The organism is Halorubrum rutilum (assembly GCF_024494565.1).
This window is the reverse complement of sequence record NZ_JANHDN010000001.1, coordinates 313,154-335,740: the sequence shown is the minus strand read 5'-3', so window position 1 is coordinate 335,740 and position 22,587 is coordinate 313,154. Positions and strand designations below refer to the sequence as shown.

21 protein-coding genes are annotated in these 22,587 nt (G+C 71.3%); 10 read left to right on the top strand and 11 right to left on the bottom strand.

Annotation, left to right across the window (positions count from 1 at the left end; all coding sequences use genetic code 11):
* Nucleotides 1–88: 88 nt before the first annotated feature.
* From NO900_RS01830 to priS, 3 genes are all read right to left on the bottom strand, one after another.
* Complete coding sequence (locus tag NO900_RS01830) at nucleotides 89–1,333, bottom strand: MBL fold metallo-hydrolase (protein ID WP_256407503.1); 1,245 nt, start codon at nucleotides 1,331–1,333, stop codon at nucleotides 89–91.
* Nucleotides 1,334–1,419: 86 nt separating this feature from the next.
* Nucleotides 1,420–2,490, bottom strand: a complete 1,071-nt coding sequence (locus NO900_RS01825; RefSeq protein WP_256407502.1) for a DNA replication complex subunit Gins51 — start codon at nucleotides 2,488–2,490, stop codon at nucleotides 1,420–1,422.
* On the bottom strand, nucleotides 2,487–3,650 hold the full coding sequence (gene priS, locus NO900_RS01820; RefSeq protein WP_256407501.1) for a DNA primase small subunit PriS: 1,164 nt from the start codon (nucleotides 3,648–3,650) through the stop codon (nucleotides 2,487–2,489). The genes NO900_RS01825 and priS overlap by 4 nt, the downstream gene beginning before the upstream one ends.
* Before the next feature lie 476 nt (nucleotides 3,651–4,126).
* Between priS and NO900_RS01815 the strand changes: the two genes are divergently transcribed.
* The 3 genes from NO900_RS01815 (at nucleotide 4,127) to NO900_RS01805 (ending at nucleotide 6,590) form a co-directional block, all read left to right on the top strand.
* Nucleotides 4,127–4,273, top strand: a complete 147-nt coding sequence (locus tag NO900_RS01815) for a hypothetical protein (RefSeq protein WP_176697281.1) — start codon at nucleotides 4,127–4,129, stop codon at nucleotides 4,271–4,273.
* 547 nt (nucleotides 4,274–4,820) lie between these two features.
* Nucleotides 4,821–5,096 carry a PadR family transcriptional regulator gene (locus NO900_RS01810; protein ID WP_256407500.1) on the top strand — a complete coding sequence of 92 codons (276 nt, stop codon included), beginning with the start codon at nucleotides 4,821–4,823 and terminating at the stop codon, nucleotides 5,094–5,096.
* A gap of 153 nt (nucleotides 5,097–5,249) precedes the next feature.
* A complete protein-coding gene (locus NO900_RS01805) occupies nucleotides 5,250–6,590 on the top strand; it encodes an aminotransferase class III-fold pyridoxal phosphate-dependent enzyme (RefSeq protein ID WP_256407499.1) in 1,341 nt (446 codons plus the stop codon).
* 57 nt (nucleotides 6,591–6,647) lie between these two features.
* Here NO900_RS01805 and NO900_RS01800 read toward each other — a convergent pair whose 3' ends face one another.
* Entirely contained in the window at nucleotides 6,648–7,301 is a 654-nt protein-coding gene (locus NO900_RS01800; protein ID WP_256407498.1) for a non-canonical purine NTP pyrophosphatase, read from the bottom strand.
* Nucleotides 7,302–7,418: 117 nt separating this feature from the next.
* Between NO900_RS01800 and NO900_RS01795 the strand changes: the two genes are divergently transcribed.
* On the top strand, nucleotides 7,419–7,871 hold the full coding sequence (locus tag NO900_RS01795) for an SHOCT domain-containing protein (protein WP_256407497.1): 453 nt from the start codon (nucleotides 7,419–7,421) through the stop codon (nucleotides 7,869–7,871).
* A 93-nt stretch (nucleotides 7,872–7,964) separates the two neighbouring features.
* Nucleotides 7,965–9,290, top strand: coding sequence for a 5'-deoxyadenosine deaminase (locus tag NO900_RS01790; RefSeq protein WP_256407496.1), 1,326 nt, complete (start codon nucleotides 7,965–7,967; stop codon nucleotides 9,288–9,290).
* 20 nt (nucleotides 9,291–9,310) lie between these two features.
* Here NO900_RS01790 and NO900_RS01785 read toward each other — a convergent pair whose 3' ends face one another.
* Complete coding sequence (locus NO900_RS01785) at nucleotides 9,311–10,687, bottom strand: cytochrome P450 (RefSeq protein WP_256407495.1); 1,377 nt, start codon at nucleotides 10,685–10,687, stop codon at nucleotides 9,311–9,313.
* 321 nt (nucleotides 10,688–11,008) lie between these two features.
* Here NO900_RS01785 and NO900_RS01780 point away from each other — a divergent pair, with 321 nt between their 5' ends.
* Nucleotides 11,009–12,064, top strand: coding sequence for a DUF4382 domain-containing protein (locus NO900_RS01780; protein WP_256407494.1), 1,056 nt, complete (start codon nucleotides 11,009–11,011; stop codon nucleotides 12,062–12,064).
* Here NO900_RS01780 and NO900_RS01775 read toward each other — a convergent pair whose 3' ends face one another.
* The 4 genes from NO900_RS01775 to hemC all read right to left on the bottom strand — a co-directional run bounded on the left by NO900_RS01775 (nucleotide 12,065) and on the right by hemC (nucleotide 15,413).
* Entirely contained in the window at nucleotides 12,065–12,466 is a 402-nt protein-coding gene (locus tag NO900_RS01775; protein ID WP_256407493.1) for a hypothetical protein, read from the bottom strand.
* Between the two features lie 160 nt (nucleotides 12,467–12,626).
* On the bottom strand, nucleotides 12,627–13,418 hold the full coding sequence (locus NO900_RS01770; RefSeq protein WP_256407492.1) for a uroporphyrinogen-III synthase: 792 nt from the start codon (nucleotides 13,416–13,418) through the stop codon (nucleotides 12,627–12,629).
* Nucleotides 13,415–14,236: a uroporphyrinogen-III C-methyltransferase gene (cobA, locus tag NO900_RS01765; protein WP_256407491.1), complete on the bottom strand. Its 822-nt coding sequence runs from the start codon at nucleotides 14,234–14,236 to the stop codon at nucleotides 13,415–13,417. The genes NO900_RS01770 and cobA overlap by 4 nt, the downstream gene beginning before the upstream one ends.
* The gene (hemC, locus tag NO900_RS01760; protein ID WP_256407490.1) at nucleotides 14,229–15,413 is read right to left on the bottom strand and encodes a hydroxymethylbilane synthase; all 1,185 of its coding nucleotides are present in this window, start codon (nucleotides 15,411–15,413) and stop codon (nucleotides 14,229–14,231) included. The genes cobA and hemC overlap by 8 nt, the downstream gene beginning before the upstream one ends.
* A 541-nt stretch (nucleotides 15,414–15,954) precedes the next feature.
* On the opposite strand from hemC, the gene NO900_RS01755 reads away from it, so the two are divergent.
* The 3 genes from NO900_RS01755 (at nucleotide 15,955) to NO900_RS01745 (ending at nucleotide 18,059) form a co-directional block, all read left to right on the top strand.
* The gene (locus tag NO900_RS01755; RefSeq protein WP_256407489.1) at nucleotides 15,955–16,485 is read left to right on the top strand and encodes a DUF5817 domain-containing protein; all 531 of its coding nucleotides are present in this window, start codon (nucleotides 15,955–15,957) and stop codon (nucleotides 16,483–16,485) included.
* Nucleotides 16,486–16,569: 84 nt separating this feature from the next.
* The gene (locus tag NO900_RS01750) at nucleotides 16,570–17,589 is read left to right on the top strand and encodes a DUF7490 domain-containing protein (protein ID WP_256407488.1); all 1,020 of its coding nucleotides are present in this window, start codon (nucleotides 16,570–16,572) and stop codon (nucleotides 17,587–17,589) included.
* The gene (locus NO900_RS01745) at nucleotides 17,586–18,059 is read left to right on the top strand and encodes a DUF8060 family membrane protein (RefSeq protein WP_256407487.1); all 474 of its coding nucleotides are present in this window, start codon (nucleotides 17,586–17,588) and stop codon (nucleotides 18,057–18,059) included. The genes NO900_RS01750 and NO900_RS01745 overlap by 4 nt, the downstream gene beginning before the upstream one ends.
* A gap of 40 nt (nucleotides 18,060–18,099) precedes the next feature.
* Here NO900_RS01745 and NO900_RS01740 read toward each other — a convergent pair whose 3' ends face one another.
* On the bottom strand, nucleotides 18,100–18,474 hold the full coding sequence (locus NO900_RS01740) for a DUF8113 family protein (RefSeq protein ID WP_256407486.1): 375 nt from the start codon (nucleotides 18,472–18,474) through the stop codon (nucleotides 18,100–18,102).
* A 107-nt stretch (nucleotides 18,475–18,581) separates the two neighbouring features.
* A complete protein-coding gene (locus tag NO900_RS01735) occupies nucleotides 18,582–19,424 on the bottom strand; it encodes a Rieske (2Fe-2S) protein (protein ID WP_256407485.1) in 843 nt (280 codons plus the stop codon).
* Between the two features lie 248 nt (nucleotides 19,425–19,672).
* Here NO900_RS01735 and ppc point away from each other — a divergent pair, with 248 nt between their 5' ends.
* A complete protein-coding gene (gene ppc, locus NO900_RS01730; RefSeq protein WP_256407484.1) occupies nucleotides 19,673–22,375 on the top strand; it encodes a phosphoenolpyruvate carboxylase in 2,703 nt (900 codons plus the stop codon).
* Nucleotides 22,376–22,587: the final 212 nt, after the last annotated feature.

Sequence of the window (22,587 nt, the reverse complement as noted above, 5' to 3'; positions counted from 1 at the left end):
GAGCGAGGACGACGACCCGCCTTCCCTACGGCCCGATCCGTCTCTTCCGTAATCCGACCCGCCTTCCTCACAGCTCAACCAGCCTTCCTCACAGCTCGACCCGCGCTCCGACGTCGGGCGCGCTCGCGTCGTACCCGTCGGCCCGGAGGTCCTCGGCGAACGCCTCGCACCGGTCGCCGTGGTTCGCCAGCACCCGCGCGCCGCGGTACGAGTCCAGGAACGACTCCAGCCCCTCGCGGTCGGCGTGCGCGGAGAAGTCGTACGACTCCACCCGGGCACTGACGGGGCGGACCCGACCGTTCAGCTCCAGTCGCCCGCGGTCCTGTAGCTCTCGGCCCGGCGTCCCCTCGACCTGATACCCAGTCAGCGTCACGAGGTTCGTCGGGCTCCCGCGGATCGCCGGGAGGTACGAGCGGACCGGACCGCCCGCGAGCATCCCCGAGGTGGTGATTATCAGTTCGTTGTCGGCGGCGATCCGCTCGCGCTGGCCGTCGCGGCCGGTGACGAACCGCGCGGCGCCCGCCGCCCGGCGGAGCGCCTCGGGGTCGGACAGGAACTCGGGGTACCGACGGACCAGCCGCGTCACTTCGGTCCCCATCCCGTCGACGTATGGCGTGAGGTCGTTCGCCTCGGCGACGAGCATCATCTCCTGGGTCCGCCCGATGGCGAACGCGGGCGCGACGACGGTGCCGCCCTCCCAGATCGTCGTCCGCACGCTCTCGGCCCAGCGCTTCGCCACCGCGCGGCGGTTCCCGTGGGTCACGTCCGCGTACGTCGACTCGCAGATCACGGCGTCGGCGTCGGGCCGCGCCGTCGTCCCGGACACGAGCCGCTGGTCGTCGGTGTGGAAGTCGCCGGTGTACAGCAGTCGGGTCCGGCCGTCGTCCACGAGCACATGCGCCGACCCCGGGATGTGGCCCGCGTCGAACAGCGTCACCTCGTAGTCGGTCCCGCCGGCCTCGACGACGAACGGCTCCCCGTACGCGTGCCGCTCCTCGACCTCGCCGAGCCGCGCGACGTGCTCCTCGGAGAAGGGACAGAGCGGGCTGTTGCCGTGCAGCTTGAGCGTGTCGCGCGCGAGCGTTCGCGTCAGGTCCGCGGTGGGCGGGGTCCAGTGGACCGCGGGCCGGCGGTCGCCCTTCAGCAGCGCCGGCACCGCGCCCGCGTGGTCGAGGTGGCCGTGCGAGACGACGACCGCGTCGGGCTCGGGATCGCGGACCGGATACTGCGGCGGTTCCGCGGTCAACAGCCCGTAGTCGAGGAGCAGCGCGTCGTCGACGAGGACCGCGCTCCGACCGACCTCGCGGGCGCCGCCGAGGAACTCGACCTCCATTGCGGATCCGTAGTCGCCCGCGGCGTTAGTGCTCGTCGGTCCCGATTCGGGCGACCTCGGAGAAACCCGCGCGTCGCGCTCCCGGCTCAGTCGAGCCGCTCCGCGGCGTCCCGCTCGACGAGCGGGGCCGCGTTCTCGGCGGGGAGGGTCACGACGTCCTCCCTCGCGAGGTCGTACTCCCGCTCGTCGACGCCGAGGATGGCGCCGACGTCGCGCGTGATCCGGACGGTTTCGCGGCCGTCGACGGCGGAGCCGGTCCCGGCGTCACCCTCGGCGGGCGCCTCCGCCGCGCCGTCGCGGGAGCCGGTCTCGTTCGCGTCCCCGGGGGAATCGCCGTCGCTCGCGCCTCCCGAGTCGTCGACCCCGGGGGCGCCCGGCGGCGCGGGGTCCGGCGGGACCGCGGTCGGGCCGCCGTCGGTGGTCGCCCCCTCACCGGGGGCGTCGCTCGGTCCGCGGTCCGGGGCGTCGGTCGGCGGGGGCGAATCCGGCGCCGCCCCCGCCTCGTCTGCGGGCGCGTCGAGCGCGTCCGCGACTTCGTCGTCCGCGCCGCCCATGGCGCCGGCGAGCGCGTCGGGGACCTCGCCGTCCTCCGCCGGCCGTCCGTCCCCCGCGGCCTCGTCGGACGCGAGCGCCGGATCGGGTTCGGAGGTCGAATCGGGTTCGGAGGTCGAATCGGGTTCGGAAGTCGAATCGGGATCGGGCGTCGGGTCGGTCGCGGGCGTCGAGTCGGATCCGGACGCCGGATCGGACCCGGACTCGTCCGTCGACACCTCGCCGGAGAGCACGTCGAGCACGCTCGATTTGTTCGCCTTGATCCGGTCGACGAGGTCGTCGAACAGCCGTCGCTCCTCGGTCGTCATGCCGTCCGCGTCGACCGACATGTCGGCGGCCGCGAACGAGGCGAGCTTGACGACCTTGCCGACGCGGCGCTCGTACAGCGCCTCGGCGACCTCCTCGGCCGTCTCGACCTCGTCGGAGAGGCGGCGGACGTCGTCGTCGGAGAAGGGGTTGTCGACCTGCTCGGCGCGGCGGTCGCGGGCCGCGCGCAGGTCGGCGACGTAGGCGGCCACGTCGTCGTAGAAGGAGTCCCGCAGGTGCTGGAGGCTGTCCTTGCGGCGTTCCTTCGCCTGCGCCGATCTGAGCTCGTCGAGGTTCATCGTTCGGGTGCCTTCCGCGCCTCGCCGCGGGCCATGAGGAAGACCCCGGCGAACTCGGGCACGGTGTTTCTACCGGGTTCAACTCTGACGCGCTCGCCGTTTAATTCTACCGTCCGATCGAGGTCGGTCTCGATCCGGATCTCCCGCCCGACGAACCGGTCGGGCACCGCGTCTCGCAGCGGGTCGAAGCCGGCGAGGTCGTCGCGCGCGATCGGCGTGACGACGAGCCCGGACCCGCCGTGGAGCGTCCCCGGGAGTCGGATGAGCCGCCGCGTGTCGGTCGTGACGGGCTCGTCGATCGGGGCGGTGTCGGTCGCGGTCACGCGCGAGGCGAGCGCGGAGACGAGCCGGCGCACGCCCGGCCCCCCGGCCTCGACGTTGCCCTCGCGGACGGCGGCCGGGTTGCGCTCGAACGCGCCGAGGATCGTCTCCGCGCGTCCCTCGCCGATCCCCTCCAGCTCCATCAGGCGCTCGCGGGCCGCCTCCTCGTCCATGTCGCGGAGGTCGTCGGCGTACTCGACGAGCGCCTCGTGGACGCGCGCGCCCCACCCGCCCTCGGTCCGGAGCACGCGCTTCGTCGTGCCGCGCTCGGAGACGGTGCGGATCAGCCCCTCCGTGTCGAGGTCGATCGCGCGGACGTAGTCGACGATCTCCCGGCGCGCCTCGCTGTCCAACTCCCGGACGCTCTCGTCGCGGACGTGGACGTGGTAGCCGCGCCCGCCCGAGAAGACGACGGTGAGGTCCTCGAAGGCGAAGTCGTCGTCGAGGAAGTCAAGCAGCCGCAGGAGGGCCTCCTTGCACTCGGCGAGCATCTCCGGGTACGGGGTCGCCTCCGGGTCCACGCCGGGGAGGTGGTCGGCGTCGAGGTCGAAGATCAGGTCCGCCGAGCGCCACCCCTTCTTCGACATCGTCGAGGCGCTGGGGTCGTCGTAGCGCGCGGCCGAGAAGTAGGCGTGCCGGGGCGCGTTGTCCGCGAAGAACGTGTCGACGTCGCCCAGGTCGAACAGCGACTGGTGGCGGACCATCGTCGTCCCGGAGCCGGGCGTCCACGGGATGTGGCCCCACTCGCGGAGGTTCGCGTCCGGCGGGAGCGACGGCGACGCGCGGCGGTAGTAGTCGCCGAACCGCCCCTTCAGGTACTCCCGCGTCCGGTCGTCCATCGTCTCACCGAGTACCGGCGGTCGACGTATCAACGTATCGTTCGCGGGCGAGTTCGGACCGACGGAACGGTGTCGACTTATAAATAAACGGGGCGGTGGCGCGTGCCGCCGAGCGCTCGCAGGGCGCGAGGTGCACGCGCGAGGGACGCGGCGACCGGAGCGAAGCGGAGGGAGCCGCGAGGTTGGGGAGGCGTGAGGTGCGGTCGCCGTGTCGGGCGGGACTCAAAGGGGCAGCCGGGAGGACGAAGACGGGCGACGCAAGCACCGCAGGGAGCGAGTGAAACGAGCGACTGAGGAGCGCAGCGAGCCCATCGAGTCCTCCCGGCTGGGGCTTTGGAAGTGTTCACCGCGGAGTCGTCGCTCACGTACAGCCGAGCGGCTGGGAGTCAGAGATGTTTCCCCGTCGATCCGCATCACGCCTCGTATACGTCGTCCGCGGCCACAACACTATCCCGACCCGAATCGTACCCGCGCCCATGCGCTCCGAAGACGAGATCCGCGAGCAGTACGAGTTCCTCCGCGAGCAGCTCGACGACGAGGAGATGAACCACCGGGGCGTCGAGCAGCTGTTCACCCACTACAAGCGCGCGCTCGGCTGGGTGCTGGAAGAGGAACACATGTGAGCGAGTCGCACGGCCCGAGACTCCCCCCGACCGACCCGTTTCGACCCGTAACGTGTGACCGATCGAACACCAATAGCGAAGGCTCGTTACCTTTATCAGTTTGAACCCTGTATCGACAGGTGACGCTTCGTCTGGAGGGCCGAAGCGTCAGCGGGGACCAATCGGCCGCCCGACGCGGCTTTTTTCCGCGTCGGGCGCGCCGGCTTTCTGCTCGCGATACCGCCTTTTCGCGAGCGACGCGACGGCCGATCACCGACACTCACCGACACTCGCGACACTCCCCGACAGTCGGGAGCGACCGCTCGGACGGGTCCCGTCGCTTTCCGCCGCTCCACGCCCCGTCACGAGCGACGCGTCCCGACGGCGACGTATCAGTTTTCGAGCGTTCGATCGGGGCGGCGGTTCGGGCCCGGATCCGCGCACCATAGTTGGCCTTCTGACAGATCCAAACCGTGCGGATCGAGTGACTCCGCGGGTCGAAGCGCGGATCGAGGTCCGTTATAACGGCATATTTATTTATTTAGAACGGGAATGTACGGTCAGTTGTATGTACGACCTTACGGGTTTTCAGCGTGACCTGCTCTACGTGATCGCCGGCCTGGACGAGCCCCACGGGCTCGCGATCAAAGACGAGCTCGAGGAGTACTACGAGAAGGAGATCCACCACGGCCGGCTCTACCCCAACCTCGACACGCTCGTCGAGAAGGGGCTCGTCGAGAAGGGTCAGCGCGACCGCCGCACGAACTACTACACGCTGACGCGCCGCGGTCGCCGCGAGATCGAGGCCCGGACCGAGTGGGAGACGCAGTACGTCGACCACTGACCGACCTCGCCGCTCGCCGCCCCGTTCGCTTCCCTCTTTTCCTCGTCTCTCCCGCCCCACTCGGTTTCTCCCCGCCCGCGACCGCGGTTGGAGCTATCTCCAACGACCGCGGGATCGCCTCGGATTTATTCGGCTCGCGTGCGACCCGTGGACATGGATCGCCACACGGCCACCCCCGAGGTCACCGAGCTCCCGGGCGACCGCGCGCGGGAGTGGGTCGACTACCACCACGAGTCGGCCGCGCCGAGCACGTACGTCTACGAGTTCGTCTGGGACCGCACCGCGCCCGCCGAGGGCCCGTTCTGCACCGACGTCGACGGCAACGTCCTCATGGACTTCACGAGCCACGTCGCCGCCGCGCCGCTCGGCTACAATAATCCGTTGATCATGGAGCCGCTCGCCGAGTTCGACCTCGTCGATCCGCTAAAGATCGCGGGCCAAGACTTCTACGTCGCCGGCGGCGACTCACCCGGCGACGGGGTCCCGGGGTCGTCCGGGCTGATGGAGCGGCTCACCGAGGTCACCGCCCACTACGACATGGACACCGTCTTCCTCTCGAACTCCGGGGCGGAGGCGGTCGAGAACGCGATCAAGATCGCGTACGACGACTCCGACGGCGCCAAACACGCGATCACGTTCGACGGGGCGTTCCACGGCCGGACCCTCGGCGCGCTCTCGCTCAACCGCTCCAAGTCCGTCTACCGCCGCGACTTCCCCGAGGTCAGCGGCGTCCACGACGCCCCGTTCTGCGAGGACCGGACCTGCACCCCCGAGAGCTGCTCGTGCGGCTTCTTCGCCGGCGGCGTCTCCCGGCTGCGCGAGAAGCTCGACCCCGAGCGCGGACACATCGACCCCGACGACGTGGCGTACCTCATCCTCGAACCGATCCAGGGCGAGGGCGGCTACCGGTTCCCCTCCGACGCGTTCACCGACGAGGTCGCCGCCCTCGTCGACGAGCACGACATCACGCTGATCGCCGACGAGATCCAGTCGGGCGTCGGCCGCACCGGCGAGCTGTGGGGCGCCGACCACTACGCGCTCGAACCCGACGTGATCGCCAGCGCGAAGGGGCTCCGCGTCGGCGCGACGGTCTCCCGCGAGGACGTGTTCCCCGAGGAGAAGAGCCGCCTCTCGTCGACGTGGGGCGCCGGCGATATCGTCGCCGCCGCGCAGGGGGCGCTCACGCTCGACGCGATCCGCGAGCACGACCTCATGGACAACGCCACCGTCCGGGGCCGACAGTTCAAGGAGACGATGCGCGACGCCGACCTGCCGGGCGTCGAGGACGTGCGCGGGAAGGGGCTCATGCTCGCGCTCGGGTTCGACACGAAGGAGCGCCGCGACGCGGCCCTGAAGGCGGCGTTCTCCCGGGGCCTGCTCACGCTGGCGGCCGGCCACGACGTGCTCCGGGTCCTCCCGCCGCTCGACGTCACCGAGCGCGAGATCGAGCTGGGCTGCGACCTGCTCGCGGACGCGATCGCGGACGTCGCCTGAGACGCCGCCATCGACGACGCCGCCTGAGACGACGACACCGCCCGAGCGGTCGCCGCCTCACCGGTCCGCGTACCACTCGGCGAACTTCTCCAACGCCCGACCCCGGTGTGACACCGCGTTCTTCCGGTCGGTGTCCATCTCGGCGAACGTCTCGCCGTCGTGTTCGAAGATCGGGTCGTAGCCGAAGCCGCCCTCCCCGCGCGGCGCGACGATCCGACCGGGCACGTACCCCTCGAACAGCTTGACCGGGAGCGCGTCGGCCTCGCCGCGCTGACCGGCTCCGTCCCCGTCGCCGTCTCCCCCCGGGCCCGCCGCCGCGGCCGCGTTCCGGTCACCTCGGTCGACCGGGTCCGGGCTCGCGGCGAAGCCGTCGCCGTCGCAGTAGCCGAGGGTGCAGCGGAACGCGGCCCGGCGGTCGTCGAGGTCGCTCGCGGTCTCGTGGACGCGCTCGATCCCCAGCGTCTCCTCGACGTACGAGGAGTACGGCCCCGGGAAGCCGTCGAGCCCCTCGACGAACAGCCCCGCGTCGTCGACGAGCACCGGCTCGCCGACGTGACGGTACGCCTCCCGAGCGCCGCGCGCGGCGATGGGTCCGAGTTCGGCCGCCTGGATCTCGGGGTAGTCGAAGTCGAGCCGCTCCACCGAGCCGTCCGGGAGGTAGCGCTCCGCCTCGCGCACCTTCCCGGGGTTCGTCGTCACGTATCTGAGCACGGATCCGGGTGGGGGCGGCCGGAACGAATAGCCGTCGGTCGCGCTCGCGCGCCGGTCGACGACGACCGCCGATCGCTCGGCGACACGCTTTTGTCAGTTCGTCTGACCGTATGCGACATGGCCCTCCCGACGTTCGAGAAGACGAAGCTGATCGGCCTCGTCGCGATCCTCTCGTTCGGACTCACGTCGCTGTTCGCCGTCCTCCTCCCGGAGGCGCTGTCGGCGCTGATACCCGCCACGTTCATCCTCGGCTTCTTCGTGCTCATCCCGCTGGTGCTGCTGCTCGGGGACGAGTTCCCGCTGGTCGAGTCCGCGGATCCCGACGGGGAGTCCGCGTCGTCGACCGCGGCGACCGAGGACCCGCTGGCGACGCTCCGGGAACGGTACGCGAGCGGCGAGATCGACGAGGCGGAGTTCGAGCGGCGGCTCGACCGACTGTTAGAGACCGAGGAACCGGACGACCGGACCGACGCCGGCGCCGCGGGCCGACGCGAGTCTCCGGGCCGACGCGAGTCTCCGGGCCGACGCGAGTCCGGGGAACGGCGCGAGCGCGAGCCGGAACCGGAGTAGCGGGCGGGGGACCGCGGCGTCGACGTCCGCCTCGGTCGTCGCCGACCCGCGAGGGACACCCTCTTATGAGTCGACCGTCAGGAACGGACGGACATGCTGATCGCCGGAACCGTCGTCGCCGACCCCGAGACCGTGATCGCCGACGGCGCCGTCGTCGTCGAGGGCGAGACGATCGCCGCGGTCGGCGAGGAGAGCACCCTCCGCGACCGCTACCCCGACCACGAGCGCCGCGCGTTCGACATCGTCGCGCCCGGCCTCGTCGGCGGCCACGTCCACTCGGTCCAGTCGCTCGGCCGGGGGATCGCCGACGACGACGCCCTCCTCGACTGGCTGTTCGACGCGGTGCTCCCGATGGAGGCCGCGATGGACGCCGAGGCGACCCGCGCCGCCGCCGAGCTCGGCTACCTCGAATGCCTCGAATCGGGGACGACCACCGTCGTCGACCACCTCTCGGTCAACCACGCGGCGCAGGCGTTCGAGGCCGCGGTCGACACCGGGATCCGCGCGCGGCTCGGGAAGGTGCTGATGGACCGGGACTCCCCCGAGGGGCTGCTGGAGGACACCGACGCCGCGCTCGCCGAGAGCGAGGCCCTAATCTCAGAGTACCACGGCGCCGCCGGCGGCCGGGTCCGGTACGCGGTCACGCCGCGGTTCGCCGTCACCTGCAGCGAGGCCTGCCTGCGGGGCTGTCGCGCGCTCGCCGACCGCCACGAGGGCGTGACGATCCACACGCACGCGAGCGAGAACGAGGACGAGATCGCCGCGGTGGAGGCGGACACGGGCAAGCGGAACGTCCTGTGGCTCGACGAGGTCGGCCTGACGGGGCCGGACGTGACCCTCGCGCACTGCGTCCACACCGACGAGCGCGAGCGCGAGGTGCTCGCCGAGACCGACACGGTCGTCGCACACTGCCCGTCGTCGAACATGAAGCTCGCCTCGGGGATCGCGCCCGTCCAGGACTACCTCGACCGCGGGATCACGGTCGCGCTCGGCAGCGACGGCCCGCCCTGTAACAACACGCTCGACCCGTTCACCGAGATGCGGCAGGCGAGCCTCCTCGGGAAGGTCGACGCCCGCGACCCGACCCGGCTCCCGGCCGCGACCGTGCTGAAGATGGCGACGACGAGCGGCGCGCGCGCCGCCGGCTTCGACCGCCTCGGGACCCTCCGCGAGGGCCACCGCGCCGACGTGATCGGCCTCACCACGGACCGCACGCGCGCCACCCCGGTCCACGACCCCCTCTCGCACCTCGTCTACGCCGCCCACGGCGACGACGTGATGTTCGCGATGGTCGACGGCGAGGTCCGGTACGACGACGGCGAACACGTCGGGATCGACGCCGAGGCGGTCCGCGCGCGCGCCACTCGGGAGGCGAAGCGCGTGGTCGAGGAGGCGGGAATCGACGCGCCCGCGCCGTGATCCCCGCGTAGCCGCCTTGTTCACCGCTTGTGGACGCGCATCCGAACGTCCTCGGACGGCTGTAGCGTCAGCTCCATGTTCACGTCGGGCGCGGGCGAACTCAACAGCTCGAACCGCACGCGTCGCGCGAGGATCGGGACGACGTGTTTCAGCTCCATCATCGCGAAGTGCATGCCGATACACTGGTGGGGACCGCCGCCGAACGGGAAGTAGGCGAACTCCGGTCGCCGATCGCTCCGCTCGGGCGTGAAGCGTTCGGGACGGAATCGGTCGGGGGCCTCGAACCATCGGTCGTCGGCGTGGACGGTGAACTGGGGGAGCAGGACCTTCGTCCCCTCGGGGATCCGATACCCGCCGAGCCGCGTCTCCTCGGTGGCTTCCCGGAACAGCATCCCCGCGGGCGGATACATCCGCATCGCCTCCTTGGCCACGCGCTCGGTGACCGCGAGTTCGGGGAGGTCGTCGGCGGTCGGCGGGCCGTCCAACGCGGTCGTAACCTCCGTTTCGAGCCGGCGCCGCTCGTCCTCGTTGGTCGCTAACAACAGCCACGTGAACGTCAGCGCCGTCGCGGTCGTCTCGTGACCGGCGATGAGGAACGTGATCAGGTGGTCGTGGATCTCCTCGTCGCTCATCGCGTACTCGTGGTCGTCCTCCCTTTCGAGCATCGTCGTCAACAGGTCGTCGTAGCGGTCCGGATTCGCTCGTCGCCGTTCGACGAGCGCGTCGACGGTCTCATCGAAAGCGTCCATGACCCGCGTGTAACGACGGTTCCTGTGCGTCGGCACCCACGACGGGAGGAGCAGTTCCGCCGCCGCGAGACCGCTCATATCGGCCATGGCTTGGAGTTCGTCTGCGGCGTCGGTGATCACCTGCCGCCGCTCCCCGAGGTCGAAGTCGAAGAGCGAGTTCGTCAGGATCGAGAGCGTCAGGCGAGAGAACTCCTCGTTGATGACGACCTCCTCGCCGTCGTCCCACTCGGCGACCAGTCGGTCGGTGGCGGCGACCATGGCCGAACTGAACCCCTCCAGCCGATCCAATCCGAACATCGGCTGGAGGAAGTGTCGCTGTCGCCGCCACTCCTCTCCGCGGGTGAAGGTGAGCCCCCGCGGTGCGATCTCGTAGTCGAGGATCTCCTTGAGCTCGTCGAAGTTCCACCGCTCGTACGTGCTCGGGTCCAACAGCACGTCACCGATGTGATCGGGATGGAAGACGGCGACCGCGTCGATACGCGGGAACTCGCAGCGGACGACGTCGCCGTACTTCGCGAGTTCGTCGAAGAACCCCATCGGTCGCCTGACGTACTGATGGGCGTTCCCCAGCACCGGGAGCCCGTCGGGGCCCGGCGGGAGTTCGTCGGCGTCGCCGTTCGGTCCCGAACCCGCGTCACCGCCCGTCATACCCGCGCGTATGCGAGCGAAATCTCATAGGTATTTTCCACCCTCGACGGCGCGCGAGGCGCCCTGACGGGGACGCTCCGGAGCCGACCGTTCGACACGGCGGACCTCCCGGCCCGTCGGTTCCGTTCGGACGCTCCCGTCTCGACCTCTCGGGGGCGTTCGTCCGCCACGTCGGGGACGCCCGGACCTCCGCAACGGAACCCGGCCGCGACGGTTCGGTCCGAAACCGCGACGGGAGTCTCCCAAACGGGGTTAATCCGCGCAAATTCGGGGCGAGGATCTTCCTCTTATACCCGCGTCGGGGCCGTTCGACGAATCACCATGACGGACCGATCGCAGTCGACGGGCGACGACTCGTACGATACCTCGACCGACGGCTTCGGCCGACGGGAGTTCGTGGCGCTCGGCGCCGGGGCGAGCGCGACGCTGCTCGCGGGCTGTGCCGGCGACGGGGCGCTCCCCTCGTCAGGCGGCTCGGACGGCTCGGACGGCGCTGACGGCTCCGACGGCTCCGACGGCTCCCAGACGCTCACCGGAAACTTCCGGCTCCTCATCAGCGACGCCCCGGCCGACATCGCCGACTTCGACCGGCTGGACGTCACGCTCAGCGAGGCCCGCGTCTTCGAGGCGCCGGAGGGCGAGGAGGAAGATGACGACGAGGAAGAGGATGACGACGAGGAAGACGGTGACGACGACGACTCCGATCAGAACGCCACGGAGACCGACGGCGACGATGAGTCGGTGAACGGAACGGCGGACGAAGACGACGGGGCGAACGAGACAGACGACGGAGACGGCGGGGACGAGGAGGACGACGCGGACGAGGGGGACGACGCGGACGAGGAACCTGAGGAAGACGACGACGAGGACGAGAGTGACCGCGGCTTCACTGTCGTGGAACTCGACGGCGCGACGGTCGACCTCACGCGGGTGATCGAGGACGACGCGATCGCCGTGTTCGACGGCGAGATCCCGGCGGGGAGCTACGAGAAGATCGAGCTCGAGGTTTCGAACGTCGAGGGGGTCGTCGGCGGCGAGACGGTCGACGTCAAGCTTCCGAGCGAGAAGCTCCAGATCACGAACGGCTTCGAGGTCACGCCCGACGAGCCGGTCAGCTTCGTCTTCGACATCAACGTCGTCAAGCGCGGGCCGAACAACGGCTACATCCTCAAGCCCGTGATCTCCGGGAGCGGAGTCGCGGGCCGCGACGTCGACGTCAACGAGATCGACGACGAGGACGACGAAGACGACGAGGACGACGAAAATGATGACGACGAGGACGGCGAGGACGGGGCCGACGACGAGGAGAGCGACGACGGAGACGCGGAAAACGGAACGGACACTGAAACCGAGACCGCTACCGGAGACGGCAGCTAGCTACGACGACGTCTCGACGGAGGGCGCGGTCGCCGACGGGCACTTCGCCCACCGCAGCGCGGCGTCGTCGTCGTTGAACGCCTCGGTGTCGACCCCCTCGACGTCGATCGTGCGCTCGAGGTAGCGGCGCTTCGAGCGCTCGCCGACGACGGCGAACCGGTCCACGCCGCGGGCGACGGCGATCTGCGCGGACTCGCGGAGCGCCCGCCGTCCGGCGTCGGAGCACGGGCGGCTCGTTCGCACCACGAGCACGACGGCGCCGACCGCGCGGTCGGCGGTGACGCTCCGCCACCGGTCGAGGAGCGCCTCGCCGTCGGCGGGGCTGAGCCCCGTCCCGTGCGGAAACTCGACGACGACCACCGCGTCGTCGGTCCGCAGCGACCAGCGCTCGCTCGGTTGCATGCCGCTACGTCTCACCTATCGGCTGATAAATACGCGTCTCGAATTATCGGTTCTGATTTCCGGGCAGCGACGCGGGCGAGAGGAACCGCCCCGAGGGCGTTCAGGCCGACGGTTCTCGCGACGGCGCGGTCGGGTCGGACCGGAGTATCGATTTCGAGATCTATCGGTCCGAATCGCTGGCGGCGGTCGTCCCGTCGTCCGTCGCCGCCTCGACGACGGCCGCCGCGAGGGCCGCGAAGTCGGCGTCCTCCGGGACGACGTCGACGTCGATCCCGCGTTCGGCCGCCGTCTCCGCGGTCGGCGCGCCGATGGCGCCCGTGACCGCGTCGGCGAGGCCCGCGACCGCCGCGTCGCGGACCCCGCGCTCCGCGGCGGCGTCGAGGAAGTGCGTCACCGTGAGCGACGAGGTGAACGCGGCGGCGTCGAGCTCGCCCGCGGCGGCCAGCTCGGCGGACTCGCCCGCGCCCGCCGGCCGCGTCAGGCGGTACAACACCGTCTCGTTCACGGTCGCGCCCGCCTCGCGGAGGCCCGACAGGAGCACGTCGCTGCCGTGGTCCGAGCGCGCCACCTCGACGCGTCCGCCGTCGACGCGCTCCGAGAGCGCCTCGACGAGCCCCGCCGAGGTGTACTCGTCGGGGACCACGTCGACGGTCCAGCCGGCCTCGCGCGCCGCGGCCGCGGTCGCGGGGCCGATGGCGGCGAGCGCCGCGTCGCCCGGCTCCCAGCCCGCCTCGGCCGCGAGCTCGACGCCGGTCTTGCTCGTGAGGACGACCCACGGGGCCGCGGCCGGGACCGCGCCCGTCGGCTCGACCGCGAGCATCGGGTCGGCGACCGGCTCGGCGCCGAGCGACTCCAGCAGGGCCGCCGCGTCGTCGATCCGCTCGTCGGCCGGGCGGAAGACGGCGACGCGGGGGACGTCGTCGCGTTCGGTCTCGGCACCGCCGTCGCTCACGCCTCTCCACCCCGATCCCGGTCGTTCCGGAGGAACTCGACGACGCGGTCCCGGGTCGCGGCCACGTCGCCGATGACGGTGACGGCGGGCGGCTCGATCCCCGCCTCGTCGCGGACGTCGACGATCGTGTCGAGCGTCCCGGTCGCGACGCGCATCTCCGGCCAGGTCGCGCGCTCGACCAGCGCGACGGGAGTGTCGCCGGCGAGGCCGGCGTCGCGGAGCTCGGCGGCGTACGCCGGGAGCTTACCCACCCCCATCAGCACGACGATCGTGCCGCCGGTCGCGGCGAGCGCGTCCCAGTCGACCGCCGACTCCTCCTTCGTCGGGTCCTCGTGGCCCGTGACGAAGGAGACGGAGGAGGCGTGGTCGCGGTGCGTCACCGGGATCCCGGCGACCGCGGGGCCCGCGATCGCCGAGGTGACGCCGGGGACGACCTCGAACGGGACCCCGGCGTCGGCGAGGTGTTCCGCCTCCTCGCCGCCCCGGCCGAAGACGAACGGGTCGCCGCCCTTCAGCCGGACGACGGACTTCCCCTCGCGCGCCAGCTCGACGAGGCGCCGGTTGGTGTACTCCTGGGGGGTCCACTCGCCGCCGGCGCGCTTGCCGACGTCCTCGCGCTTCTCGGCCGGGATCTCGTCGAGGATCTCCGGACCGGGGAGCTTGTCGTGGAGGACCACGTCGGCCGACTCGATCAGCCGGGCGGCCTTCACGGTCATGAGATCCGGGTCGCCCGGGCCGGAGCCGACGAGGTAGACGGTGCCGAGGTCGGCGTCGGCTCGCCCCTCGGTCGGCGTCGCCGCCCCTCCTCCCTCACTCATCGTCCGCCTCCTGACGGGTCCCTTCGTCCGTCTCGGCCTCATCGCGGGCGGCCGCGATCAGGTCGGCCGCGCCCCGGTCCGCCAGGTCCGCCGCGAACGACTCGGCCGCCTTCGCGTGCGACCGGATCGGGAGGTCGCGGGTGTCGGCGACCTCCTCGGTGCCGTCGGTCGAGAGCACCCGAACGCGGGTGTGGACGTGTTCGCCCTGCACGAGCGCCGAGACGCCGATGGGCGCGACGCAGCCGCCGTTGAGCTCGCCGAGGATCGTCCGCTCGACGGTGACCGCCACCCGGGTCCGCGGGTGGTCGACCGCGGAGCGCACGGCCTCGATCACGTCGGGGTCGGTCGCGGTCACCGCGATGGCGCCCTGGCCCGCCGCGGGGACGAACTCCTCGCGCGGGAGCCGGGTCGTCGGGACCTCGCGGAACAGGTCGGAGCGCCGGAGCCCGGCCTCCGCGAGGACGACGGCGTCGTACTCCGTCTCCACCTTCCGCTCCATCGCCGAGCGCTCCAGGTCGGAGAGGGAGTCGAACCACTCCTCGACGGTGGTCTCGAACTCCTCGTCGACCTCGGGCTCGTCGCCCTCGGCGTCGGCGTCGGCCTCCCCATCGCCTTCTTCGCCCGTCCCGCCCTCTTCGGCGGTCATCGCGCTCGCCTCGCCCGCGGCGATCAGCCGGCGCTCGTGTTCCGCCTGGAGCCCGGGCGCGAGCAGCTTCTCGATCCGGGTGTCGACGTTCCCGCGCAGCGGCTCGACGACGAGGTCCGGGCGCGCGGCCTTGAGCTGGGCGGTCCGCCGGAGCGAGCCCGTCCCGACGACGGCGCCATCGGGGAGGTCCGCGATCCCGAGCCCGTCGGGGTGGACGAGCACGTCGCCGGAGGGCGCGCGCTCGGGGACGCCGGCGACGACCATGTCGTCCATCCCCTCGGTGGGCACGTCCTTCAGCGAGTGGACGGCGAGGTCGGCGTCGCCGGCGAGCACCTCCTCGTCGAGCGACCGGACGAAGGCGCCGGTCTTCCCGAGCCGGTGGATCAGCTCGTCGGGGATCTGGTCGCCGCGGGTCTCGACGCGCCGGAGCTCCACGTCGCGTCGGCGGCTCGACAGCGCGTCGCGGACGGCCCCGGCCTGTCGGAGGGCCAGGTCCGACCCGCGCGTGGCGAGCCTGAGGGTCTCGGTCATACCCGGACGGAGGTCCCCCGCGTTCAAAAGGGCATTAGTTCGGGCGTGGGACCGGCGCGCGGATGAAACGGGGAACGCCGACGCGATTATTTATAACTGAACGCGGTGGCGCGCGCCTCCGAGCGGCCGCCGGTGGCGGCCGCGAAGGAGCGCCGCGCGAGGGAGTCGCTGGCACCGACGGCGCCAGCGACGAGGTTGGGGAGGTGTGAGGCTGCGGTGCGGTTGCGGTCGGGTGGGACTCAAAGGGGCAGTCGGGAGGACGAAGACGCGCGACGCAAGGACCGCAGGCGCGAACGGAGTGAGCGACGAGGACCGTGGTTCGAAACGGCGAAGCCGTTTCGTCGTCACGAGACGCCTTCGGCGTCTCGAACGACAGCGAGCGCATCGAGTCCTCCCGGCCGGGGCTTTGGAAGAGTTCGCCGTCAATCTGTCAACAATTGGTTGTAAATAACCGCCTGGGACTCTGGAAGCGTTCGTCGGTGAGACCTGGTCAACTGAGTATAGCCGAGGGTTCAAATCCCGCGCCGCGGAACCCGAGTACATGTACGCGGTCGTCGGCTGCAACGAGTGCGCGGCCATGTGGCTCCTCTCCGACCCCCGGACCAGCGACAGCGCGACCTGCCCGCGCTGCGGGAAGACGCACCGGACGGCGAAGCTCAAGCGGTTCTTCGAGTCGGAGGACCGCGACGCGGCCCGGGAGGCCCGCGCCGCGCTGCTCGCGAAGAAGCGGGACGAGAGCGCGGCGTTCGCGGAGGTCGACCACGTCTCGGAGCTCGAACGCGCCGTCGACGACGCCGGGATCGACGACCGGGAGTACCTCGAAGCGGGCGGGATCGACGCCGACGCCGTCGACGAGGCCGGCGCCCGCGCCGAGGGCGGCGAGGCGAACTCCCGGACCCGGACGGAGGTCGTCCGCGACGCGGTCGAGGCCGCCGAGGAGCCGACCGAGTCGAACGTCGTCGCGCGCGCGAGCGAGCACGGGATTCCCCCGGAGGCGGCCCGCGAGATCCTGACGAAGCTGACGCGGCGCGGCGAGCTCTCCGAGTCGCGGGGGCGGTATCGGGTGCTGTGAGCCGGCCGGAGGAACGGTCGGCGCCGCCGTCCGGCGGCCCCGGACTCGACAAAGCACTTATATCGCCGGTCTGACGTGCGACGTATGGATACGCGAACTGCCCTCCTGGCGGCCGCGGCCGCGGTGCTCGTCGTGAGCGCGGTCGGGGTCGTCGCCGCGCCGGACGCCCTCGACGATCCCCGCGAGGAGACCGAGCGCCCCGGCGACCTCCACGTCGCCGGCGTGGTCGTCTCGCCGGGCGAGGTCCGCGGCGAGACCGCGGAGCTCCGACTCGGGGTCGACCTCCGGCACCGAGGACCGCCCGTCGAGAACGTCACCGTGCGCCACCGCGCGATCGGCGCCGACTCGGGACTGCTCGTCGACGAGACGACGGTCGACGTCGGCACCGTCGACGGCGGCGGCGAACGCACGATCAACGGCTCCGTCGACGTGGAGCGCGAGGGCGGCTACCGGATCGAGACGGTCGTCTTCGCCGACGGGGAGCGCCGGGAGAGCCGGACGACCCGCGTCGGCGGCGTGGCCGCGCTCACGCCCGACTACGCCGACACGCGGGTCGGCTTCACCGAGGGGAACGTCTGGCCGACCGTCGCGGTGAGCGTGCGCGAGGCGGACAACACCACCGCGACGCTGTCGGTCTCCGTCTCGGTGACCAACCGCGGGGACACCGCCTCCGAGCCACTCGACCTCCGGCTCCTGATGCGGCAGGCCGAGTCGAACGTGATCGCCGACGAGGCCAGCGAGACCGTCGGGTCGGTCCGGCCCGGTCGGACCGACACGGTGACGATGACGGTCGAGGTGCCCGCGAACTACAACTACTACGTCGACGCGGCGCTGTGGAGCGACGACGTCCTCATCGACGAGACGCAGGGGGTCGCCAACCTGAACCCCCGCGAGACGATCTCCGCCGACGAGACCGTCGAGGAGGTGGAGTTCTCCGTCGAGGACTTCGCTGGCGGCGACGACGCGGCCGGCGGCGCCGACGGCGCGGACGCCGGCGCGCCGACCGGCGACGGGAGCACCGAGGACGGCACGCCCGGCTTCGGCCCGGTCGTCGCGCTCGCCGCGCTCCTCGCCGCGGCGCTGTACGCGCGGAGGCGAGCATGACGGGCGACGAGCGTCCCGCCGGGGACGAGAACGGACGGACGACCGACCGCGACGACGACCGATCCACCGCCGACCGCGACGACGACCCACCCGCGACCCAACCCATGACCGACACCGACGCGACCGCGACGGGCGAATCGACCGCGACGGCCGAACCGACCCCGGCCGCCGAACCGACAGAACCAATCGCGACCGACGACGGCGACCCGAACCGGTCGACCGACGGCGGGATCGGTCGGCTCTCGACCGACCGCCTTCGGGGGATCCTCGACCGGGTCGGCCTCGCCGCGCTGGTCCTGCTCGCGCTGATCGCCGGCTGGGGGTTCTACAGCCAGACCGGGGCCGCGATCCGGACGTGGCTCGACCCGGCCTACCAGCCGATCGCGCTGGCGGCGTTCAACCTCGCGATACTCCTCGTCGCGCTCGCCGGCGTGGCCCACCAGCTCTCGCGCATCCGGGCGAGCGAGTAGGCGGAGACCGCGACGGGCCGCGAGGGCGGCGTCGCCGCTCTCACTCGTCGGGCAGGTCGTCCGTGCTGGCGGGGATCCGCTCCACCCGCCCGGCGAGCGTCGCCGCGTCGCCGGCGACCGCGGAGGGCTCGACGCCGGCCTCGTTCGAGACCAGTCGCACGTGCGCCGCGAGCAGCGCGAGCGCGCGGAGCCCCTCGCCCTCGGGGTCGTCGTCGGCCCGCTGCGCGAACGTCGTGTCGACCTCGCCGTCGCGGACGACGCCGACGTGGACCGCTTCGATGTCGTCGCCGTCGAGGAGCCCGCGGGCGCGGTCGAGCTCGGCGGCGAACGCGTCGCCGCCGGAGGTGCCGTCGCCGGCGGACGCGCCGTCACTGGAGGGACTCGCGTCGGCGTCCGTCGCGTCGTCGTCGCTCATGGACTCACGTACGCGAAGCCGAGGCAAAAGCGCGGCGCTCGCCGGGACCGGTTCGGGAGCCGCGGGCGGAAAGGGGCGAACCGCGTCGAAGCCGCGGGGGACCGGCGTTACTCCTCCGGACGCGGACGGGCGATGAACAGCGCCTCTTCGAGCGTGAACGGGTCGTACACCGACTGGTGGCAGACGCAGTAGGTGCCGTTGGCGGCGTCGTACCGGGCGGACTCCTCTAACACCTTGTAGTCGGGGATACAGCAGAAGTGCGTACAGACGTTGAGGTACGCGATGAACCCCATGTCGGTGGACGCTTGGAGCCACTCGTCGTCGGAGTTCGCGACGGCCTCCTCGATCCGCGGCGAGCGGATGACGATCGCGTTCAGGTTGGTCTCGGCGTCCTCGGACCGCCACGTGACCGACGCCGGCTTGCCGACGCCGTCGTCGCCGATCCCGTTGCCCCACGTGTCGTAGTTCTCGAAGTCGTCGACGTGGATGCGCTCGCCCGCGTCGTACGTCTCGTCCTGCCAGTCGTACTTCCCGGGGGCGGCGCGGAACAGGTTGTCCGACTCGAAGTCGGGCGCGATGTTCTCCTGGGACTCGACGCCGCAGTACTGGAACCACTCGCCGGAGTAGGTCTTCCCGCCGAGCTCCTCTTGAGCGACCTGGATCTCCTGTCCCTCCTGCGTGACCGTCTGGGTCTCGGGCCAGATGCCCTCGATGAACCCGTCGTCGGTCACCCGAAGCGGGATCTGCGGGAGCCCGCGCGGCGCCGGGCCGCCGGTCTTCGCGATCGTCGTCGCGACCGTCGCGCCGCCGCCGACCCCCCCGGCGGTCGTCAGCGTGTTCACGGTCGCCGACCCCATCGCCCCGACGCCCGCGAGGGCCGCGCCCCCGACGACGCCCTTGACGAAGCGTCGTCGACCGGACTCGGCCGGATACTTGTCGGACTTACTCATACGCGCAGTTCGGGATGGATCGGTAAAAAGGGTGACGAACCGGCCACCGCGGCGGTCGATCGGTCGGACCCGACGCGGGAGCGACCCGCACGGACGGCCGGGAGCGACCCGCACGGACGACCGGGAACGACCCGCACGGACAGTCGGTCTCGACGCGGAACATGATCGATCGGGATGTTCACTCGGAAGCGAGGCAAACATTCGTCGGGACATCGCTTTTAACCCGCGGCGACCGGTGTACCTGTGGTATGGAGTTGCACAATCGAGACGTGCGGACGGACGTCAGGGAGCTCGGTGCGCTCGTGGGTGACGTCCTCGCCGCGCAGGCCTCCACGGAAGCGTACGAGACGGTGGAAGACCTTCGGAACGAGGCGATCCGGTACCGTCGCGGCGACGCGCAGAGCCGCGCCCGGCTCCACGAGTCGGTCGACGGGCTCTCGTCGAACCGCGAGGAGATCGTCGCCCGCGCGTTCACCACCTACTTCGAGCTGATCAACCTCGCCGAGGAGCGCGAGCGCGTCCGCGCCATCCGGAACGCCGACGACGAGGGCGCCCTCCACGACTCCTTCGAGGCGACGATCGCGGAGTTCGCCGAGCAGGGCGTCGAGGCGGACGAGCTGCGCGAGCTGTTGGAGGACGTCCTCATCGAGCCGACGTTCACGGCCCACCCGACCGAGGCGCGCCGCGCGACGGTGAAGGCGAAGCTCCGCTCGATCGCCAACCACTTGGAGGAGCTCGACGAGCGCAACCTCACCGAGCGCGAGCGCAACGCGACCTGGCGCGACGTCACCGCCGAGGTGACGAGCCTCTGGGGTACCCGGCAGGTCCGCCAGCGCCGCCCGGAGCCGGAAGACGAGGCGCGAAACGTCGGCTGGTACCTGGAGAACACCCTCTTCGACGTCGTCGGCGACGCCTACGAGGAGTTCGAGGAGACCATCTCGGGGGAGTACGACGACGTCGACTGCCCGAAGCTGTTCGAGTTCCGGTCGTGGGCGGGGTCGGACCGCGACGGCAACCCGTTCGTCACGCCCGAGGTCACCGACGAGACGCTGGAGCGCCAGCGGGCCGTCGCCATCGAGAAGTACCGCGACCGGTGTAAGCGCCTCTCGGCCGTGTTGAGCCAGGACGGCGAGCGGTACGCGATCGACGACCGGCTCACCGAGTCGCTCGCGGCCGACGCCGAGCGGTTCCCGACGGTCGTCGAGGAGGCGCGGGAGCGCTACCCCGACGAGCCGTACCGCCAGAAGCTCCGCCTGATGCGCGAGCGGCTCGACCGCGTGGACGATGTCCGCCCCGGCGAGTACCCCGACGGCGACGCGTTCCTCGCCGACCTCGACGTGATCGCCGAGTCGCTCCGCGCCGACGGCCAGGACGCGGTCCGCGAGTCGTTCGTCGAGCCGCTCCGCCGACAGGTGGACACGTTCGGGTTCACGCTCGCCTCGCTCGACCTCCGCGACCACCGCGAGAACCACACCGAGGCCGTCGCCGAGGCGGTCGCGAGCGAGGGCGTCGACTACCGCGGGATGGACGAGGACGCGCGTCAGGAGTTCCTCACCGGAGCCATCCTCCAGGACGACCCCGTCGTCGACGCCGACGAGCCCGGCGACGTCTCCGAGACGACCGAGCGCGTGCTGGAGCGGTTCAGCGAGCTCGCCGGCTGGCAGGAGGAGTACGGCCAGCAGGCGATCGACACCTACTGCATCTCGATGACGGAGGAGCCGAGCCACGTGCTCGAAGTGCTCTTCCTGGCCGACCAGGTCGGCGCCGTCTCGCTGCCGGACCACTGCGGGCTCGACGTCGTCCCCTTGCTGGAGACCGAGTCGGCGCTCAACGGCGCCGAGCGCATCCTCGGGGCGCTGTTCGACAACGAGGCGTACGCGGCCGCGCTGGAGAGCCGGGGCGACCTGCAGGAGGTGATGCTCGGCTACTCCGACTCCAACAAGGAGAACGGGTTCCTCGCCGCCAACTGGGACCTCTACGAGAACCAGCGGCGGATCGCGCGGTTCTGCCGCGAGGAGGACGTCACGCTCCGGCTGTTCCACGGCCGCGGCGGCTCCATCTCGCGCGGCGGCGGCCCGATGAACGAGGCGCTGCTCGCGCTGCCGAACGAGACCGTCACCGGCCAGGTGAAGTTCACCGAGCAGGGCGAGGCGATCGCCGAGAAGTACGCCAACCCGCGGATCGCCGAGCGCGAGCTCGAACAGATGCTCGACGCGCAGATCCGCGCCCGCCACGAGGCCAACGCGGAGCCCACCGAGGACGTGCCCGACGCGTGGGTCGACGCGATGACGACGATGGCGCCCGCCGCCCGCGAGACGTACCGCGACCTGCTGAACACCGACGGCTTCGTCTCCTACTTCGGGCAGGCGACGCCCATCTCCGTCGTCGAGGACCTCAACCTCGGCTCGCGGCCCGCCTCCCGCTCCGGCGAGCGCACCGTCGAGGACCTCCGCGCCATCCCGTGGGTGTTCTCGTGGACCCAGACGCGGCTCATCCTCCCCGGCTGGTACTCGCTCGCCTCCGGCATCGACGCCTACCTCGACGAGGCCGGCGAGGAGGAGGGGCTCGAAACGCTCCGCGAGATGTACGAGGAGTGGCCGTTCTTCCGGACCACCCTCGACAACGCCGGGCTCGCGCTCGCCCGCACGGAGCCGGAGATCGCCGCCGAGTACGCCGACCTCGCCGACGACGAGCTCCGCGAGCGCTTCTTCCCCGAGCTGATCGGGGAGTACGAGCGCGGCCGCGAGCTCGTCCTCGAAATCAGCGGCCGCGACCAGCTCCTCCGGCGCGAGTGGCTCGAAGAGAGCCTCGACCGGCGGAATCCCTACGTCGACCCGCTGAACCTGCTACAGGCGAACCTCCTCGGCCGCACCCACCGCACCGAAGAGGAGGAGCGCACCCTCCGGCTCACCGTCAACGGCATCGCCGCGGGGATGAAGAACACCGGATAGCGCGGCGACGAGGCGGCGGACTCCCGGTTCCTTTTTCGACCGTATAGACCGCGTCGGCGAACCAGCTACGCGAACGTGGAGGGTGCGGGCGGGAATCCTCATATTTCGTATAGCGTCATTTGATGTAAGCCTTCGAACGCGGGGCGAACCACCGGGTATCGACGGGCGGAAGCGACGGTCGAGAAATCGGAGATCCGGCGGCGAACACGCCG

What these genes read in the sequence shown, in the direction of transcription:
- NO900_RS01830 (WP_256407503.1), bottom strand. Translation starts at nt 1,333, where the DNA reads ATGGAGGTCGAGTTCCTCGGCGGCGCCCGCGAGGTCGGTCGGAGCGCG.
- NO900_RS01825 (WP_256407502.1), bottom strand. Translation starts at nt 2,490, where the DNA reads ATGAACCTCGACGAGCTCAGATCGGCGCAGGCGAAGGAACGCCGCAAG.
- priS (WP_256407501.1), bottom strand. Translation starts at nt 3,650, where the DNA reads ATGGACGACCGGACGCGGGAGTACCTGAAGGGGCGGTTCGGCGACTAC.
- NO900_RS01815 (WP_176697281.1), top strand. Translation starts at nt 4,127, where the DNA reads ATGCGCTCCGAAGACGAGATCCGCGAGCAGTACGAGTTCCTCCGCGAG.
- NO900_RS01810 (WP_256407500.1), top strand. Translation starts at nt 4,821, where the DNA reads ATGTACGACCTTACGGGTTTTCAGCGTGACCTGCTCTACGTGATCGCC.
- NO900_RS01805 (WP_256407499.1), top strand. Translation starts at nt 5,250, where the DNA reads ATGGATCGCCACACGGCCACCCCCGAGGTCACCGAGCTCCCGGGCGAC.
- NO900_RS01795 (WP_256407497.1), top strand. Translation starts at nt 7,419, where the DNA reads ATGGCCCTCCCGACGTTCGAGAAGACGAAGCTGATCGGCCTCGTCGCG.
- NO900_RS01790 (WP_256407496.1), top strand. Translation starts at nt 7,965, where the DNA reads ATGCTGATCGCCGGAACCGTCGTCGCCGACCCCGAGACCGTGATCGCC.
- NO900_RS01785 (WP_256407495.1), bottom strand. Translation starts at nt 10,687, where the DNA reads ATGACGGGCGGTGACGCGGGTTCGGGACCGAACGGCGACGCCGACGAA.
- NO900_RS01780 (WP_256407494.1), top strand. Translation starts at nt 11,009, where the DNA reads ATGACGGACCGATCGCAGTCGACGGGCGACGACTCGTACGATACCTCG.
- NO900_RS01775 (WP_256407493.1), bottom strand. Translation starts at nt 12,466, where the DNA reads ATGCAACCGAGCGAGCGCTGGTCGCTGCGGACCGACGACGCGGTGGTC.
- cobA (WP_256407491.1), bottom strand. Translation starts at nt 14,236, where the DNA reads ATGAGTGAGGGAGGAGGGGCGGCGACGCCGACCGAGGGGCGAGCCGAC.
- hemC (WP_256407490.1), bottom strand. Translation starts at nt 15,413, where the DNA reads ATGACCGAGACCCTCAGGCTCGCCACGCGCGGGTCGGACCTGGCCCTC.
- NO900_RS01755 (WP_256407489.1), top strand. Translation starts at nt 15,955, where the DNA reads ATGTACGCGGTCGTCGGCTGCAACGAGTGCGCGGCCATGTGGCTCCTC.
- NO900_RS01750 (WP_256407488.1), top strand. Translation starts at nt 16,570, where the DNA reads ATGGATACGCGAACTGCCCTCCTGGCGGCCGCGGCCGCGGTGCTCGTC.
- NO900_RS01745 (WP_256407487.1), top strand. Translation starts at nt 17,586, where the DNA reads ATGACGGGCGACGAGCGTCCCGCCGGGGACGAGAACGGACGGACGACC.
- NO900_RS01740 (WP_256407486.1), bottom strand. Translation starts at nt 18,474, where the DNA reads ATGAGCGACGACGACGCGACGGACGCCGACGCGAGTCCCTCCAGTGAC.
- NO900_RS01735 (WP_256407485.1), bottom strand. Translation starts at nt 19,424, where the DNA reads ATGAGTAAGTCCGACAAGTATCCGGCCGAGTCCGGTCGACGACGCTTC.
- ppc (WP_256407484.1), top strand. Translation starts at nt 19,673, where the DNA reads ATGGAGTTGCACAATCGAGACGTGCGGACGGACGTCAGGGAGCTCGGT.